This is a genomic window from Amycolatopsis sp. NPDC057786 (assembly GCF_042797905.1).
GTDB lineage: Bacteria > Actinomycetota > Actinomycetes > Mycobacteriales > Pseudonocardiaceae > Amycolatopsis.
On sequence record NZ_JBHVKW010000002.1, the window covers coordinates 115530 to 132470 of the forward strand.

Genomic DNA, 16941 nt, shown 5'->3' on the forward strand with positions numbered 1-16941 from the left:
CGCGCGTTCAGGCCGCCGCGACTACTCCACCGGGTGCAACGGGCCGTCGAAATCCGGCAGCGAGTGCTTCTGGATGGTCTTCGTGATCTTCGAGACCTCGCCGCGCACGGTGAACATGCCGCGGATGGTGCCCACCCAGCGCTCCGACGGCCTGTCACCTGCCAGGTCGCCCTCGGTTTCGGCGACCACGGTCCAGGGGCGGCGCAGGATCCACCGCAACGGGAAGAACAACGCGATCAGCAGGAGCGCCAGCGGAACCCACGACGGGATTCTCACGTCGGCGGGGGTCCACATGATGAGCACGATCGCGAGCAGCGCCGTCACGGCGATCATCGCGATACCCGGGCCGTAGCTGCCTGCCACATCGTGCTCGAAATCGTCCGCTGTCGCGGGAGCACGCCATTCCATCTGGGCTCGGACCACCCAGTCACGGCCGTCCTCGCCGTGCACCAGCCGGTTCATTCAGTCGCCTCCCGCGCGGCCGCTCGCTCGTCGTGAGCGAACTCCACCGTACCGTGACGGGAGCCGGATTCGCGAGCGTTCGAGGGCGATATGCCCGCTCGGGCGTTATGGGCACGTCGGGTAGTCGACACCCGGTTCCGGATAGTGGGAAGTCGGTTTGACCGGGCTCGGCTCGTCTTCCGACGGATCGCCGGAGGGAGTCCCGGTCTCGCTCTCGGGCGTGCCCGTCTCCGGCGAAGTGGACCCTTCCGGGTCAGTCGTCGACTCCGGCGTGTTCGACGGATCCGTCTCGTCACGAGGAGTCGTCGTGGACGTCGGGCTCAGCGACTCCCCTGGTGGGATGTCGTCCCGTTTCGAGGTGGTCTGGTTCGTACCGGTACCCGGTTCCGGGACCTCGTTCCGCGGCGCGGTCGTCTCTTCCTGCGCCGGATTCCGCTCGTCCGGTGGCGGTACGGCGCCACCGCCGTCACCGGCGGCACCGTTGTCACCGCCGCCGAGGTCGTTCCGCGACGTGCCCACCCCCGGCAGGCTCGGCATGTCGGACACCCCGAGTTCCGCGCCCTGGCCCCGCCCGGTCACGGCGGGCCGATCGCCCTTGCCGTGCATCCGGTCCTCGGCGATCCGCTGCGGTGGAAGCTCCACCTGCTGGCCTTGGGCGGGCGGAGTGACCTGCGCCGGCAGCAACGCCAGCTCCGGCTGACCGCCTCCGGGCAGGCCGACGGTATGCGTCACGTCGGTGCCGAACACGGCCGGACCGGCGACGATCCCGACCGCGCCCGCGGCGGCCGTCGACGCGACCGCCAGGCCGACCTTCACCTTCGACCCGAGCAGAAGCCCCTTGACCGACGCGGCGAGCCCGGACAGCGCCCCGCTCGCGTGGGCACCGGCGGCCGCCGGCACCAGCAAGGCGACGACACCGGCGTGCGCCCGCAGCGAAGAACAGACGTCACGCAGCTCGTCGTGCGTCGCGCGGCAGGACTGGCACGCGATCAGGTGGGTCTTGATCCGGCGCGCCTCGGCCCCGGTGACGCTGCCCGCGGTGAACCCGCCCAGCTTCTCCACGACGGCCCGGCACGAATCCGGCCCGCGGTTCACCGACAGATGCGCTTGGAGGTACGCCGCCCGCAGACCCTGCCGCGCCCGCCGGGCCAGCGCCGCCGTCGCGTTCGCGCTCAACCCGAAATGCGGCGCGACCATCGACGGCTGCTCGCCTTCGACCTCGGTCTGCCACAACACGGAACGCCACCGCTCCGGCAGACTCGTGAACGCCGTCGTGATCAGCGAATGTTCGGCCGTGCGGGCATGCGTGTCCGCACCGGCCCCGGCCCGGAAGGTCAGCTCGTCGTCGCTCACCGGCACGTCACGGCGCGCGCCGTGCCACTCCCACGAGACCCGGCGGGCCACCGTCAGCAGATACGCCCGGACGTAGTCCCGCGGACCGGCGCCCCGGCGCAACGCCTGAAGCACCCGGAAGAAGGTCTCGGCCGTGATGTCCTCCGCCTCCGACCGATCGGCGGCCAGACTGCGGGCCAGCCGCCGCACCGCGGCGGCGTGAAGTTCGAAAAGCTCCCCGAAGGCGGCGTCCTCCCCATCGCGGAGACGCTGGAGCAATGCCTGCTCGTCGGATTCCGAGGCCGCCTGAAGCGGCACCGTGCCCTGCTCGGTCATCCGGCCAGGCACCTCCTCCCCGAAGGACTCACCATTCGGTCGAATGGGGACACCATACGGAGGTATGCAGCCGTCGTCACCCCTTGTACGCCAGGTGTGACACCGAAGCACCTGCAGGGGTGGGTCGAAACCGCTACAGAGGGTCGGTGTATGGTTGTTCCACTGCTTCAAACGAGTACCGGAGCAGGGCAGGACATGCGGATGTAGCGCAGCTGGTAGCGCATCACCTTGCCAAGGTGAGGGTCGCGGGTTCGAATCCCGTCATCCGCTCGCAGGTGGGTCGTCGTGTCCAGGGAACGCCTGGACCAGGACCTGATCACCATAATTCCCGGGGGCCCGAGCCCCCGGACCCCCGCGTTCCTTGTCGCTCGCGTTGGCGAGTCGGTTGTCGGGCGCGTCGATCTTCCCTCTTCCTCGTCTCTGGGGCGTGGAGATTTTCGGTTACTAAGTGCTACAGGTTCGGTGAGTGGAGTCACACGACTGTAGTAATTCGGATTTGGCATGGATCGCCCCTGCTGACGGACGCCGTCACCTGGGGGTTCGGTACTTTGTGGACCGGATCTTCGAGTATGGGGGCACGAGCATGAGCGAGAGCGCGCCGAGAGGCGACATCGCCACCGTCGAGCCCACCCCGGACCGTCCCCGAGCCGCTCGGTCGCCCCACCCCGGCGCCGTGGCGCTGTGGCTCCTCCTGCTCACCCCGATCGTGCTCGCGCTCGCCGAGGCCGTCAGGTCACCCCGGATGAACTACTGGGACTTCTGGCGTGTCATCGGCATCACCACCGACGCGAACGGCTCGCTCGACCCGGCGACCTTCACCGAGCTGTACAACGAGCACCCGGTCGTCCTCGTCGCGATGCTCTTCTGGGCCGACGCGAAACTCTTCGCCGGTTCCAACGCGGCCCTCGGCATCGCCACGTTCGTGCTGGCACTGGCCACCTACCTCGCGCTCTGGCGCATGCTCCCCGAGAAGCCCACCGGCCTTCCCCGGCTCGCCGTCCTGACCGCGCTTTCGCTGCTGGTCTTCTCCTCCGCCGGGACCGACTACTACGGCGCGGGCTGGATGGGCATCCAGTGGTTCGCCGGAATCGCCCCTGCCGTCGTGGCCATCGCGTTCGCCCATCGCGGTCACACCGTCCCCGCCACGATCCTCGCCGTCGTCGCCAGCCTCGGCCACGGCGCCGCCTTCCCGGTCTGGATCGCGCTCGCCCTGATCGCGTGGCTTCGCCGGGACAGGCCGTGGAAGGTGCTCCTTCCCCTGGTTCTCGGCCTCGGCGTCCTGATCCTGTGGCGCCTCGCGACCAGTAACGAGCCAGGCTCACCACCCGCCATCCTGGGCGCGGACACCTACTTCGGCTCGGTCGTGACCGTCCTCGGCCGCACCTGGGCGGCCTCCACGGCCGACACCGCCATGGTCTGCGGTGTCGCCATGCTCGTGGCCATCGGGCTGGCCGTCACCGACGCGGTCAAACGACGTGGGACGGCGCCCGAACAGACCGATCAGGTGAACGATGCGGGCTGGGTCGGGCTCGGCCTCCACATGGCGCTGGCGGCCGTGCTGATCGGGCTCGGGCGCGGGCGGTACAGCAACATCGAGGGCCTCTCGGCCCGCTACGCGATCATCGGCCTGCTCGCCGTCGGCGCGCTCCTCGTCCTGCTGGCCGTCCGGGCACAAGGCCGCGTCCAGCGCTACCTCGTCCCGATCGCGCTCGTCGTCGGGCTCGGCACCTATGCCGTCGGATCTTCGAGCGCGTACCTCCTCCGCAAGGACTATCCGACTCAACCCGTCCTCGCGGTCGCCATGCAGACCGGCGCCGCGTCGGTCGTCAAGAAGATGAACGCCTACCCGGAGTTCCTCCCCAAGTACCGGCTGCTGGGCGTCTACCCCTTCACTCCCGACTTCACCCTCGGCTGCGGTGCGGGCGGGCCGGAACTCGGATCGCGGATCGACGTGGCCGCGACGCCGGTGATCACCGCCGCGCCGAACGCCGAGCGGACCGCCGGATTCATCGAGAGCCCCGCGGTCACCGGCGACACCACGCTCACCGGCTGGGCCTTCCTCGGCGGCGAACAGCCCGACTGTGTACTGGTCACCGACGCGGCGGGCACGGTCGTCGGTGGCGGTGCGGTGGGGTTGCCGCGTCGCGACGTCGCGACGGAGTTCGGCACCATCACCGGCCGCGCCGGCTGGGAGGCGGTGGCACGGCCGGGTCTCAAGGACGGTCTCGTGTTCGCGAGCCGGGAAGGCCGCCTCTATCGGCTGTCCCCAGCCGCGCCCTGACCCCAGCCGGCTCAGAGCGCGGGGGTTTTGAAGGGGTCGTGCTCGGCGAGGAGCTTGTCGACGCGGGCCTGGTCGACTCTGCTGACGACGGTGTTCTCGTCCTGCCGGTCACGGATGCATTTGGCGAGGGTGAACGCCGAGGTCGTCAGGAAGAGCATGCCGAGAGCGAGGAAGCCGCGGACCCAGCCGTCGACCGGCAGGTACCAGATGCCGATGACGACCGCGATCAGCGCCAGCCCGAAGGACAGGGCGGCCTGGACGAAGAACGCGACGGTGGTGGGCGGCGCTGCGGAGGTTTTCGTCATACGTACCAAGGTCGCGCCGAGCACCCCGCGATGTCTTGAGTACGGCTACTCAAGAAGGGTTGCGATTCAGATCTCGTAGCCGTCCACCACGGTCGGCGCGACCGGCGACAGGTGGTCGTCGCCGTGTTCGGTGACCAGGCCGCGGGCCATCCGGTACACCTTGAAGTCGTTGTCGTGGTCGGGGTCCTGGTCGTCCCAGACGTGGAGGAGACCGTAGGAACCGGGCGCGAGATCGCCGACGCGAGTGAACAGGTCCACCAGCTCGGGCGCGATCGCGGTGCCGTGTTTGTCCATCCCGCCCAGGTGCAGCACCGGCGCTCCGGCGGCCCAGCGGAGGTCGAGCAGGTCGGCGTCGCCGAAGTCGCGGACGGCTCGGTGCACCCGTTCGACGATGCGCTCGAGCAGCGCGGCGTCGTCGTCACCGGAAGGGCTCGCTTGGATGGTCACCCACCCGTGGTATTCGAACACCCGCCTGAGTTTAGGCAGGTCCGCCCGCCATCACGGCCGGCGCCCCGTCGCGACGCAGCGCGTTCTTGAAAATCTGCTCGCCGTACTTCTCGAAGGCGGGCACGAGCTTCTCGCCGTACACGCACAACGTCCGTTCCCACGGGTGCCCGAGCGTGCCGAAGCGGAAGTCGTTCGCCAGGAACATGTGGTAGTCCGTGCGCGGGAACACCGGCACCGGCCACGGGTCGAGCGCGGCGTGCCGATGCGGGTAGAAGCGGTACGACTGGTGCTGCCAGTGCAGCACCCAGACCCACTCGTCCTCGGCGACGCAGTCCTTCAACGCCGCGAGCGCGACGCGGGCGACGTCGTTCTGCTCGACGGCGTACGGGCCGAGCCGGAATTCCGGTGACGAACGGTCGAGTCCTCCCGGCGCGAGATCCCACGCGACGGACGGTGCGGGTTCACGGAAACCGGGCCAGGCGTGCGCGTAGGTACTCGGCCAGAACGCGAGCTTGTCGTAGACCCAGTACCAGGCGGGCTCATCTGCGACCCTGGAGATGGCTTCCCAAGCGTTGTTCACGAGCGACCCTCGGTGGTTCGGCCGATTAAGACTGGGAAAGCTTCGTGTTCAGGGCCCAAGTTGTCCAGCTCGTGGGCATTCTCCGCGAAACTGTCACCTGATCAGGTGTCTTGCGTCGTCGCCGGAACCGTGAGAATGACGGTGCGTGAACGGCGAGCCCACCGAACGCGGGCTCGCCGTCGTTCGGTCACGCGGCCGCCTCCCAAAGACTCATGAAGGCCGAGGCCTCACTCCGCACCCAGGGCCGCACCTTGTCGCGATCGCGCGGCGACAACGCGAACTCCTTCGAGCGCCGGACGTCGATCACCAGCGGCCGCCCTCCCGGCCGCAACTCGTCCATGGTCTGTTCGAGCAGCCACAGCACCATCTGCGCGGCGTCCCGGCTCAACGGCTCCTCCTTGAAGTAGAGCCAGGTCACGTACACCGGCCCGTCGCCCTTGCGCAGGCCGAGATGGGGGTTGATCCCCACTTCGAGCGAGCCGAGCCGCCATCGCGACCGGCCGACCTCCGCCGGCCGCAGGTCACGCCGCCCGACGTAACGCAGCCAGCCGTTGGCGATCTCGGTGTAGTGCGGCCGCGTGCGCTCGTCCGCGTTCTCGACCAGCGCCCGCAGTACCTCGCGATCCCGTCCGGAGATCCGTCCGGCACGGATCGCGTTCGCGGCGCGGAGGTAGAAGTTGAACCCGCCCCGGGACGGGTCCTCGTACTGACGGCGCCAGCGCCGGACGAACGAGGAACGCGAAGGACCCGAGCTCGTGCTGTACCCCACGAACGTGGGCAGGGTGATGTAGGCCATCCGTGTCTGCCTTTCGCCGCTGTTCCTGCTGGACAACGACCATTTTAGAACACATGTACGACAGAAAACGGGGCTTTACGGGTGACGCGGCGAAGGAGGCCAAGGCCCTTCGAGCAGCTCGGCCGACTCCTCGAGGATCGGCACCTCGCAGACGTCCCTCGGGGTGAGGTCGGTCGGGATCCAGCCGTCGAGCATCGCCGACCACCGCGCGATCCCGCGCAACGACGGCGGCGACCCGAGCAGCTCGCCGACCTCGCTGACCAGTGCGCCGCCCGCCGCGGGCGAGAGACGGCCTTCGACCATCGCGGTGAGCCAGCCGTGGATCAGCAGCCAGCGGGCGGCCGTCGGATCAGCGGGCAGTTCGAGGCCGAGTTCGTCGACGACCTGGCCGAACGCCTTGTCGACGGCGGCTTCTGCGGAGGATTCGAGCCCGGCTAGCAAGGCGAGGGACGGGGTGTCGAGTCCGGCGACGATCGCGTCCAGACCGGCCTCGACCAGATGGGAGGTGCGGACGTCGCGTCCGGCGAGCCTGCCGATGGCCAGCTCGCGCAGCGCGCCGCGACACGCGTCGATTTCCGTCACCCGGCACTTCCCACGTCCGCCACCGTACCGGCGGGACCGTCCGATCGCCGCTGACCAGCCGAAAGAGCATCACCCCGGTGGGTCCGCGCCGTCGCCTCCGGACCGTGCTGGACCTGCGCCGAAACGGACGCAAGAATGGGAATGACCAATATCAACCACCCGTCCGGGTCATGCGACACTGGCTGCCCACACCCGGCGGCAGGGGGCTATATGAGCTGGCAGGACGAGCTTCGGCAGCTGGATGTCGAGCTGGCCTCAGGCCGTATCGGGCACACCGAACACCGCAAGCGCCGGGACGAGCTTCTCGCGGAGGCGTCGGGTGGCGCGATGCCGTCGCCGGTCGCCTCGCCGTTGCGTCATCCGGCCGGACCGTGGCACAGCACCAACCCCGCCGCCCGCCCGGCGGAACCGCGGACCGTCCCCGCCGCCTTTCCGGAACCGGCGGCCGAGCCGCCGTCTCCCCCGAAACGGGAAATCCCCCAGATCGCGCACCACAAGACCACGGCCCCTTCGCCCGCCGACATCAACCCGACGGTTTACCTCCGCGCGGAGCCGCGGCCGCGGCTCCGGCGCGGCCCCGCCACCGTCGAGCAGGGCCTGCCGCTCCCGCCGCTGGCGCCCGAGCCAGGCCCCCGCCACAACGCTCCCACCGACGATTACGCCGTCGTCGGCAAGAAGAAGCCGACGTGGCTTTTCCTCGGCGCGGGCGTGCTCCTCGTGCTGGCACTGATCATCGGCGGGACCCTGTGGCTCGGCTCCTCGTCGTCGGACACCGCCGCGTCACCGCCCGAAACCGCCCAGCCGCCGGGCGGGCTGTCGGGGCTCACCCCGAGTGAACGGCCGGACAGCGCGCAGACACCGCTGGAGGACCGGCTCCCCGCGTTGCCGGGGACGCCGTCGAAGGACAACTCCACGATGTCGGTCGCCAAGGGTGCCGAGCTGAAGCTCTATTCCCAGGCGGCGGCCGAATTCCTGCAGACCAAAGGGGTCACCTCGGTGACCTACAAGGGGTCGTCCGAAGGCGTGAACGGCTATCTCGTCCTGGTGATCCCCGCGAACGACGCGAAGGACGCGGACGCGATCGTCAAGTACTTCCGGCAGAACTCGCTCAACGCCGGAATGCGCGAACAGCAGGTCGGTGCTCAGCTCGCGCTCGTCGGCGCCAACAAGAACGGCCAGCTCAGCGGCCTCGGGTACGCGTCCGGGACGATGGCCGTGACGGCATGGGTGTCCCAGCCGCTCGGCGGCGATTCGAAGGCGCTCGACGAGCGTCTGGCGAAGACGGCCACCGCGCTGGGCGACGTGCTCCCGGCGGGCTGAACCGCCCAGATCGCGGGCAGATCACGATTCGACCCGCGAGAACACCATGGTGCCCGGCAGTGCAGAATGTGCGAGGTCACCGCTGTGGTGACAACGCGACGACCGGGCGCTATCCGCGAGCCCGGCCATCAACGAAAAGGGGGCTGGTGGTGTCCTGGCAGGAAGAGCTGCGGAATCTGGACGAGGAGCTCGCATCCGGCCGCCTTTCGGCGGACGACTACCGCATCCGCCGCGACCAGGTGCTGTCCTCGGCCGTGGCCTATGGCGACGCGCCGCAGCAGCCCGGCCAGCAGCCCGGCACCCCGCAGCCGCCCGCCGCGCCGCAGGGTCAGCCTCAGCAGCCCGGCCAGCCCTCGGCCGATTCGACGCAGATCATCGCGCCGGTGAACCAGCCGCAGGGTGACGGCGCCGAGCGCACGCAGGTCGTCCCGGCCTGGCAGCAACAGCAGGCCCAGCAGCCCGCCGACCCGAACCGCACCCAGGTGGTCCCGCCGGTGGCTTCACCCCCCGGTGGCTTCCCCCAGCAGGGTCAGCAGTCGCCCGCGGGTGGCTTCCCCCAGCAGCACGGTTACCAGCAGCAGCCGCAGCAGGGCTGGAACGCGCCCGAAGCGGACGCCGCACCGCCTTGGGGCGGCTCGGACTTCCCGCCGATCTCGCCGGTCGGCAGCACGGAATGGGTCAAGCAGGGCCCCGAACTCTTCGACGACAAGCCCCGCGGCAAGGGCGGGAAGATCGCCGTCATCGCGATCGTCGCCGTGCTCGTGCTCGGCGGTCTCGGCGTCGGCGGGTACTTCCTCTTCTCCGGCGGTGGCGACCCGCAGGCGACCGACCCGACCACGCCTCCCCAGAGCCAGTCGCAGGCTCCGCCGCCTTCCTCCACGAAGGTGCTCACTCCCCAGGAGAAGCTGCTGGAGCGGATTCCCGAGCAGTCGGGGACGCCGGACCCCAAGAGCGGCGTGATCAAGGTCGGCGAAGCCTCGTCGATCACCGGGATGGAGCAGGGCGAGATCGACCTCGTCACGGCCGAAGGGGTCAAGGAGGTCATCTACCGGGGCTCGGAGAAGCAGCCGGACGAGACCGGGCCGCAGAAGGCCAAGATCTCCATCACGATCATCCCGATGAACAACCCCGGCGGCGCGCAAGACCTGGTGAGCAAGCTCCGGCAGTACCAGACCAGCCACGGGTTCGTGCACATCACCGACACCGTGCTGCCCGGCATCCCGACCAAGGTGAACTTCCACAAGAAGGTCGAGGGTGACAGCGGCACCTACCGCGGTACCTGGGTCTCCGGCAACAACATCATCCGGGTGGACGTCGTCCAGAACCCGCTCGGCGGCGGCCAGGGCGAGGCTGCCCTGAGCGGCACTTACCAGCGTGCGGTGAAGCAGGGCCTGCTGGAAAACTTCCCCGCCACGAACTGAGTGGGGCAGATGGGGGACGGCAGGCTGCTCTCGACGGTCCTTTCGCTCGCCGAGGACCTGGATTCCCTCAGCGACGAGCTGCACTTCGCCGGCCTGGGCCTCGACGGCCACGCGCCGCTCGACCATGGGGCGGCGAACGTGCTCCGGGCACTCACCCTGCCCGGGAACGCCAAGGTGCTCGAAATCGGCGCCGGTCTCGGGGCGCTGACGAGGTACCTCGGCGAGCGGGCCGACGTCGTGCACGCGATCGAACCGGACGAAGGCTGCGCCGAAGCGGTCCGGTCGCGGACCGGTGAACTGGGCACGGTCGAGGTCTTCACCGTCGATCCGGCGAGTTTTTCAAGCGATGTCGCCTACGACGTGGTGCTCGTCGCCCAGCCGTATGCGACCAGGGGCCTGCTGGATTCCGTCCGGCGACGACTGACGCCGCACGGCGCCGTGATGGTGACGACGCGTTCGCGCGCGGTCGCGGGCACGCTCGCGGCGGCCGGGCTGGACGTCGTCCATGAGCTCCTCTGCTCGCCAGGACACGAGATCGCCCGGTCGGTGCGGTCGGCGCGACTCGACGCCGAAACGCCACGGCTGGCCGCGGCGATCGTGGAGGAGCCCGCCAGTGGCCTGCTGCTTCTCGCCGGCCCCGGCGCGGGCGCGCTGTGGCCGCCGGACCGGCTCGCGACCTACTTCAACACCACCGACCGCGCCGCCTTCGCCTGCACCAGGGCCGACGTCGTCCGGACGGCGGACGGAGCCGAGGTACGGCGGGTGCCGCTGCGTCCGCCGACGACCGTCGCCGGGATCTCCGTCGGCCCGTGGACGGATCCGGTGTACGACGCCGCCACGATCCTCGAAGTCCTGCTGACCGCCCCGGAACGAGCGGGTGACCTCCTGCCTGCCTGGCGCGAACTGCTGCGGACCGAGGCGGAACGGGGCGTGCGGGCGCTGTGGGATCTCGTACCGCACAACGTCGTCGTCGACGGTGAAGACCTCCGCCCGATCGACCTCGAATGGCGGCACACCGGCGCGGGCGTCGCCGAGGTGACCGAACGCGGAGTGCTGGTGCTGGCCGACAAACTCGCCCTGGCTGGCTGGCGCGGAGCGGCCGACGGGGGGACCACGCGTGAGCTGGCGGGCTGGCTCGGCGTCCTCGTGGGACTTGATCCCTCCTTTGTGGACAGTGCGGTCGAGCGCGAGATCGATTTCGCCACGATCGGGTCGTGCGGCGCCGCGCACGGCACCGCCGAGATCCGCGCGGCGATCTCGGAGATCTGGCACGCGCGGCTGGAGAGAACGGTCCATGCCGCCGGGTACGGTCGCCTCAGCGACGAGAACAAGGAAGCGAAGCCATGACGAGCCTCTACACCGCCGGCATCGTGACCCCGGGCCGTCCGGTCGGGCATCGGTACGAGCTCCGCGGCTGGACCACCGGCGTCGCCGACGCCGGCGAGATGTCCGTGACCTTCGGCGGGGTGTCCACGACCGTCGTCCCGGACGACTGCCCGGACGCCCCCGAAGGCGCGTTCGGCTGGCGGGCGGTGCCGCACGGATGGCTTCCCGTCGGGCGGCACGAGGTGGTCGTCTACGGCCCCGGCCAGCGCGTCCTGTCCACGGCGACCGTCCACATCGGAACGCTGCCCGGCGAGGAACCGCTGTGGCTCGGCGAGATCACCACCCCCCTCGCGGGTCAGGTCACCGAGGCCCAAGTCGCGTACGTGTCCGGCTGGGCGCTCCTGCAGGGACAGGCGCCGAGCCTGATCGAAGTACAGGTCGAAGGCGGCGGCACCGTGCGCGCCCGCACCCGCCTTCCCCGCGAGGACGCGCACGCGGCGCTGCCCGGTTTCGCGGACGCCGGGGTGAGCGGGTTCGAGGCGTGGGTCCCGGTCGACCTGCCCGAGGGCACCGAGCGGACGCTGTCGCTCCGGGTCCGGTTCCGCACCGAAGGGGTCGGCGAACACGTCTCCCCTCGCCACACCTTCACCCTTCGGCACGCCGAAGCGGACCCGGACGAAGCCGCGCTCGCCGACGAGCTGACCGCGGAAACCGCTCGGGTGCTGGCCAGGACCACGGTGCCGACGGATCCGCGGCACGCACTGATCTTCACGCACAGCCTGGCCGTCGGCGGTGGGCAGCTGTGGCTGCAGGAACTGCTCGGCAGGCTCGTCCGCGATCATGGCTGGCGGGTCGACCTGGTGACCGCGGTGGACGGCCCGCTGCGGGCGGAATGCCGCCAACTCGGTGTGCCGGTGCACGTCACGACGCACTACCGCACGTCTTCGGTCCCCGAGTACGAAGGACACGTCGCCGAGCTGGCCAGGTTCGCCAAGCTGTCCGGGGCGGGCGTCGCGCTGGTCAACACCCTCGGCGGTTTTCCGGCCGCGGACGCGGCCAAGCGGGCAGGGCTCCCGACGGCGTGGGTGATCCACGAGAGTTTCTCCTTGCCCACCTTCGCATATCACAACTGGGGTCCGGCCAAACCGCCGTCCGCGGTGTGGCGGCGCTGGGAGTCCACGCTCGCCGAAACCGACATGCTGCTGTTCGTCGCCGACTCGACGCGGGAGATGTTCCTTCCCCACAGCAAACCGGAACGGTGCCGGACGGTCCGCTACGGGACTCCGATGTGGACACTGGGCGGCCGGACTCCGGCCGAGACCCGCCGCCGGGCGCGCTCGGACCTCGGCTATTCGCCGGACGACGTGGTGCTGGTGAACGTCGGGATCACGGAATCGCGCAAGGGCCAGGCCCCGCTGCTCTCCGCGATGCGCCGGATCCGCCGTGTCCATCCCGAGGTGAAGCTCAGCATCATCGGCCTGCACCCGACCCCGTACGGGCAGGCCATGCGGCGGACGGTCGAGCGCGCCGGACTCGGGAAGACCGTCGATCTGGTGCCGATCCAGCCGGATCCGATGCGCTGGCTTCACGCGGCCGACCTCTTCGTCAACAATTCGGACGTCGAATCGCTGCCGCGGTCGATCCTCGAAGCCGTCAGCTGCGGGGTCCCGGTGGCGGCGACCGACGTGTTCGGCGCCAGGGAAATGCTCGTGGACGGGGAATCCGGCTGGCTGTTCGAAACCAACGACGTCGACGCCTTGACGGCGACGCTGCTCCGGGCTCTCGGCACACCTCCGGCCCGGCGACGCGAAATGGCGGAAGCCGCGTACGAGAGGCTCCTGCCGTGGCTCGATCCGGCGGGCTACGCACGCGAATACTCCGAAATCCTGACCGATCTCGCCCTCAGCGGGCGCCACAGTGCGGGGGGCGACCGTGCCTGACGACAACTCCGAGTTCACCGGTCTGCCCGGCCGTGTGCAGGCCGAACTGACCCGGCTGCGCGCCGAACGGCAGATGTTCACCGCCGAACAGGACAGATTGAAGGCGAAGCTGACCGACACGGAGGAGGAACTGCGCGCGGTGACCGTCGATGTCACGGCGATGAGTTCGCTGCGCGCGGAGCTCGCCGAGGCGACGGAGCGAGCGGCCGCGGTGGAGGAGCGAGCGGCCGCGCTGCGGGAAGAGCTCGACGTCGCGAACGCCAGGGCGACGGCGTTGGAGGGCGACGTACTGTTCGCCAGGCAGCAGCGTGATTCGATGCGCGCCGAGCTCCTGTCGGCCCGCGAAGAGCGCGACAGCCTCCGGCTCGCCTTGCTTGACGCCGAACTCGTGCTGTCCGCGGGGGTCGTCGAGGCGGACATCCTGCCCGGTGGCGAACCGTCCGCGGACCGGCAGCGCATGCTGACCGCGGAACGGGTGGCCGCCGAAATGGCGAACGAGCTGGACGCGACGCGGCGGACGCTCAGCTGGCGGGTCACCGCGCCACTGCGGCTGGTGCGCAGGAGGATGAACCGGCCGTGACCGATCTCTGTTTCGTGTCCGCCGAGGGTGGCTCGGCCTTCATGGAGGAGCTGCTCGAAGTGGTCGCCGACGCGGTGCGTTCGGCGGGCGGGCAGGCTCGGACCGCCGTCGGCAAGTACCCCGAAGCCGGGCCGGACACCGTCTACGTGGTCGTCCCGCACGAGTACTTCGTCATCTGCCCGGACACCGACTATCCCGACGCCGACCAGGTCCGGCGGACCATCGGGTTCTGTGTGGAGCATCCCGGGACCTCGACGTTCGAACGCACCGTGTCGCTCGTCCGCGCGCTGGGCGCCGCGGTCGACATCCACGTCGACGCCACCGCCGAACTGCGACGGCGCGGGGTGCGGGTCGAGCATTTCCAGCTCGGCTACACCCCGCTGTGGGATCTGTGGGGCGGCGACCTCGACAGCCCTCGCGAACTCGACGTGACGTACCTGGGCACGGCCGAACGACGCCGGTCGGCGCTGCTCGGCTCGTACGCGCGCGACCTCGAAGGCCTGCGGACACGGCTGCTGACCCCGCCGCACGAGCCGATGACCGCCGCCCGCGTCGACTTCCTGCCCGGCAAGGCGAAATTCGAGCATCTCGCGCGGTCGCGGTTCCTGCTGAATCTGCACCGGGAGCGGAAGCAGACGCTGGAATGGGTCCGCACCCTCGAAGCGATGACCAACGGCTGTGTGGTGATCAGCGAGACCTCGGCCGACATCGAGCCGCTGGTTCCCGGCGAACACCTGGTGATGGCGCGTGCAGAGTCGCTGGGCACCGTCGCGGCGGCGCTCGCCGCCGAACCCGGGCGCGAACGGCGTCTGCGGGCCGCTGCGTACGAATTCGTGCGATCGCTCGACATGGGTCCGTCGGCCAGGATGCTGATCGACGTGGCTTCGTCACTCGTCCGCGGGGTCACCTCGGCACCGGCGACGGACCTCGCCACGATGCGGCGGTTCGCGTCGACGCTGCGCAGCCCGGCGAACGCGCTCGCGGTCGACACCGCGTCGTTCGACGCGCGCTTCGCCGGGGACCGTTCGGTGCAGGCCGCCGTCTCACCCGAAGGCGTGGTCGCCTCGGCGCGGATCATCCGGCAGGTCGAGGGTGCGCGACGGGTCGCCACGCGACGCTGGGAACCCGCGGTGGCCTCCTCACCGGGCACCGCCGACGTCGACGTGCTGATCGTGCGCCGGACCGGAGAGGCCGACCCGGACGAACTCGCGAACGACCTGCTCACCGGCAGCGTGACACCGAAGCGGGTACTCGTCGGCGAGGACGGCGTGCACCCGTGGCCGCGTCCGCGCCCGTACGACGTCCTGCTGCACGACGCTCCGCTCGGCCGCGGTCTCACCCGGAACGGCCTGCTGGAGCGTTCGACGGCGTCGTGGCTGCTGGTGCTCGACGGCGGGACGCGTGCTTCGGAGTTCCTGCTGGAGCGGCTGCTGGCCGCTTCGGAGGGCGCCGACGTCGTGCACTGCCCGATCGCGGATCCAGGGGAAGGCCTGGTCGGCGCGCTGCCGCCGGAGGAGCGGCGCCTGCGGACGCTGCCGTACCTCGGCAGCGGCTATCTGGTGCGGCGGTCGCTCGTCGACGAGTTCGGCGGGTGGACCACCGAGGTGCTGTTCGAGGGCCTGGAGGATCACCTGTTCTGGCGGCGGGTGGCCGCGGCGGACCGGCGGGCGACGTTGGTGCAGCAGGTGCTGTTGCGGCGGCAACGGCCCGATCCGGGCTCGCGGCCGATGGACCTCGACCCGCATCGGGTGTGGGCGGCGGTCGAGAACGCTCTTTAGGTACTTCGTGTGCGCGCGGCGTTAGCCCGGAAGTGTGAGTTGGGCCGTGTCGATGAACGTCCTCCCCCGCTGATGCGCCTTATGGGCAGAGCATCGGTGAGTCCGGACGCTGGACGAGGAGGAGCCGCCATGGCCTGGGAGATCGCCCTGGTCGCCGCGCTGGCCGTCGTGTTCGTCATACGGCTCGCGCTTCAGCTCAAGCGCGGTTGACCCCGGATTTCGTTCACCCCATCGCAATCCGCCTCATCCGCATCTGCGGGATCCGCCGCCGCGCGGCCGGGACCGGAGTGAGCGGCGGGCCGTCCTCACGCAAACGTTTCTTAACGTGGATCGTCCTGTAGCCGGTGCTGAGATAACCCTCGTTCTTCAGTTTCGCCATCTCGGCGTTGACCGACGCGGGCGAGGCGCCGATCGCGGAGGCGATGTCCGTGTGGTTCAGGCCGACGTCGATGACGACGCCGTCTTCGCCGGGAACCCCGTACAACGCCTGCAATCTGGTCAGGAAAGCGGTCAACCGGCTCCGGACCTTGGCCGTCGCGAACCCCAGCGCGACGTTCCGCAGTCGCAACCGGACGGCCAGGTCGACGGTGATCAGCGTCAGCGCCTGGTGGTCGTCGTCGAGAAAGCCGTGGAAGGCGCTCTGCGGGATCTCCAGCACGCGGACCGGTTTCGTGGCGATGTACGAGAGATGGCTCGGCCGTCTGGCCAGGCAGTCCTCGACGCCGAGCACGTCACCGGCGCCGAGGAGGTCCACGATCGTCGGCGGTGTGCCGCCCTGGGCCGCGCGCAGCGCCTTCACGTAGCCGGACCGCGGGATCAGCACCGGCGGCGCCGGATCGCCCTGGTTGAGCAGTGTCGTGCCCGCCGCGTGGTCGACGTGTTTGCCGAGGTCGAGCAGCCGCTGCCGTTGCCGCTCGGTGACCGCGGCCAGGAAGTCCCCGCCCATCAGCCGACCACCGCCGCGAACGCGTAGAGGATCGCCGGGAGTCCCGCCACGAGCGCCGCGACCGACCCGATGACCTTCGCCGGCTGGGCGACCCTCTTCGTCAGCAGGAGCCGGGTGAGGATCGCGGCGAAAACGATGTAAGCGAGAACGACGACGCCCGCGGTGACCACCAGAAGCGGGTCAGGTGTCTGTGCCGTCAATGGTGACTCCCAGTGAGAGAAAAAAGTGAATCGAATTCTGGACCCGGCCGAGTGAGAATCACGTCGGGTAGGTGACATCCCCCTTGCCGTTCAGCCGGAGACTAATGCTCAGCGCCATTGCGACAAAGCAACACCGGGCGAGGAGAACCCGTCCAGGGAGCGATTTCGCGACGGAAAGTGACCATCATTCCACGCGGCGACCGGAGAAAAGATCACCCACCGTATATGGCGACGAGAGTGGATTCCGCGCGATGGTTCTGCGTTCGCCAGGAAATCAGGGTTAGCCGTACAACCGTCCGATTTCGAATC

The 16941-nt window shown here is 69.9% G+C and carries 16 protein-coding genes and 1 tRNA gene; 8 read left to right on the forward strand and 9 right to left on the reverse strand.

Annotation, left to right across the window (positions count from 1 at the left end):
• Positions 1 to 21: 21 nt before the first annotated feature.
• Entirely contained in the window at positions 22 to 462 is a 441-nt protein-coding gene (locus ACFVM3_RS02230) for a DUF983 domain-containing protein (RefSeq protein ID WP_378434778.1), read from the reverse strand.
• Positions 463 to 567: 105 nt separating this feature from the next.
• Positions 568 to 2130, reverse strand: a complete 1563-nt coding sequence (locus ACFVM3_RS02235; RefSeq protein ID WP_378434779.1) for a sigma-70 family RNA polymerase sigma factor — start codon at positions 2128 to 2130, stop codon at positions 568 to 570.
• Positions 2131 to 2327: 197 nt separating this feature from the next.
• Here ACFVM3_RS02235 and ACFVM3_RS02240 point away from each other — a divergent pair.
• A tRNA-Gly gene (locus ACFVM3_RS02240) sits at positions 2328 to 2400 on the forward strand.
• 313 nt (positions 2401 to 2713) lie between these two features.
• Positions 2714 to 4411, forward strand: a complete 1698-nt coding sequence (locus ACFVM3_RS02245; protein WP_378434781.1) for a hypothetical protein — start codon at positions 2714 to 2716, stop codon at positions 4409 to 4411.
• An 11-nt stretch (positions 4412 to 4422) separates the two neighbouring features.
• Here the strand turns inward: ACFVM3_RS02245 and ACFVM3_RS02250 are convergent, their stop codons facing one another.
• The 5 genes from ACFVM3_RS02250 to ACFVM3_RS02270 all read right to left on the reverse strand — a co-directional run bounded on the left by ACFVM3_RS02250 (position 4423) and on the right by ACFVM3_RS02270 (position 7121).
• Positions 4423 to 4716, reverse strand: a complete 294-nt coding sequence (locus ACFVM3_RS02250; RefSeq protein WP_034309553.1) for a YiaA/YiaB family inner membrane protein — start codon at positions 4714 to 4716, stop codon at positions 4423 to 4425.
• 66 nt (positions 4717 to 4782) lie between these two features.
• Complete coding sequence (locus ACFVM3_RS02255; RefSeq protein WP_378434783.1) at positions 4783 to 5184, reverse strand: Imm7 family immunity protein; 402 nt, start codon at positions 5182 to 5184, stop codon at positions 4783 to 4785.
• 10 nt (positions 5185 to 5194) lie between these two features.
• Positions 5195 to 5743, reverse strand: coding sequence for a DUF2716 domain-containing protein (locus ACFVM3_RS02260; RefSeq protein WP_378434784.1), 549 nt, complete (start codon positions 5741 to 5743; stop codon positions 5195 to 5197).
• 187 nt (positions 5744 to 5930) lie between these two features.
• Positions 5931 to 6539, reverse strand: coding sequence for a hypothetical protein (locus ACFVM3_RS02265; protein ID WP_378434786.1), 609 nt, complete (start codon positions 6537 to 6539; stop codon positions 5931 to 5933).
• Positions 6540 to 6614: 75 nt separating this feature from the next.
• Positions 6615 to 7121, reverse strand: a complete 507-nt coding sequence (locus ACFVM3_RS02270; protein WP_126732531.1) for a hypothetical protein — start codon at positions 7119 to 7121, stop codon at positions 6615 to 6617.
• 210 nt (positions 7122 to 7331) lie between these two features.
• On the opposite strand from ACFVM3_RS02270, the gene ACFVM3_RS02275 reads away from it, so the two are divergent.
• The 6 genes from ACFVM3_RS02275 (at position 7332) to ACFVM3_RS02300 (ending at position 15486) form a co-directional block, all read left to right on the forward strand.
• A complete protein-coding gene (locus ACFVM3_RS02275; protein ID WP_378434788.1) occupies positions 7332 to 8441 on the forward strand; it encodes a hypothetical protein in 1110 nt (369 codons plus the stop codon).
• Between the two features lie 149 nt (positions 8442 to 8590).
• Positions 8591 to 9862 (forward strand): flagellar basal body-associated protein FliL, encoded by a 1272-nt coding sequence (locus ACFVM3_RS02280; protein WP_378434790.1) that lies wholly within the window; start codon positions 8591 to 8593, stop codon positions 9860 to 9862.
• Between the two features lie 9 nt (positions 9863 to 9871).
• Positions 9872 to 11209 (forward strand): rRNA adenine N-6-methyltransferase family protein, encoded by a 1338-nt coding sequence (locus tag ACFVM3_RS02285; RefSeq protein WP_378434792.1) that lies wholly within the window; start codon positions 9872 to 9874, stop codon positions 11207 to 11209.
• Positions 11206 to 13128, forward strand: coding sequence for a glycosyltransferase family 4 protein (locus ACFVM3_RS02290; protein WP_378434794.1), 1923 nt, complete (start codon positions 11206 to 11208; stop codon positions 13126 to 13128). Before ACFVM3_RS02285 ends, ACFVM3_RS02290 begins: the two co-directional genes overlap by 4 nt.
• A complete protein-coding gene (locus tag ACFVM3_RS02295) occupies positions 13121 to 13708 on the forward strand; it encodes a hypothetical protein (protein ID WP_378434796.1) in 588 nt (195 codons plus the stop codon). Before ACFVM3_RS02290 ends, ACFVM3_RS02295 begins: the two co-directional genes overlap by 8 nt.
• A complete protein-coding gene (locus ACFVM3_RS02300; RefSeq protein ID WP_378434797.1) occupies positions 13705 to 15486 on the forward strand; it encodes a glycosyltransferase in 1782 nt (593 codons plus the stop codon). Before ACFVM3_RS02295 ends, ACFVM3_RS02300 begins: the two co-directional genes overlap by 4 nt.
• A gap of 223 nt (positions 15487 to 15709) precedes the next feature.
• On the opposite strand, the gene ACFVM3_RS02305 is transcribed toward ACFVM3_RS02300, so the two are convergent.
• Both ACFVM3_RS02305 and ACFVM3_RS02310 read right to left on the reverse strand, forming a co-directional pair.
• Positions 15710 to 16432 carry a Crp/Fnr family transcriptional regulator gene (locus ACFVM3_RS02305; protein ID WP_378434799.1) on the reverse strand — a complete coding sequence of 241 codons (723 nt, stop codon included), beginning with the start codon at positions 16430 to 16432 and terminating at the stop codon, positions 15710 to 15712.
• Positions 16432 to 16632 carry a hypothetical protein gene (locus ACFVM3_RS02310; RefSeq protein WP_378434801.1) on the reverse strand — a complete coding sequence of 67 codons (201 nt, stop codon included), beginning with the start codon at positions 16630 to 16632 and terminating at the stop codon, positions 16432 to 16434. Before ACFVM3_RS02310 ends, ACFVM3_RS02305 begins: the two co-directional genes overlap by 1 nt.
• Between the last annotated feature and the right edge of the window lie 309 nt (positions 16633 to 16941).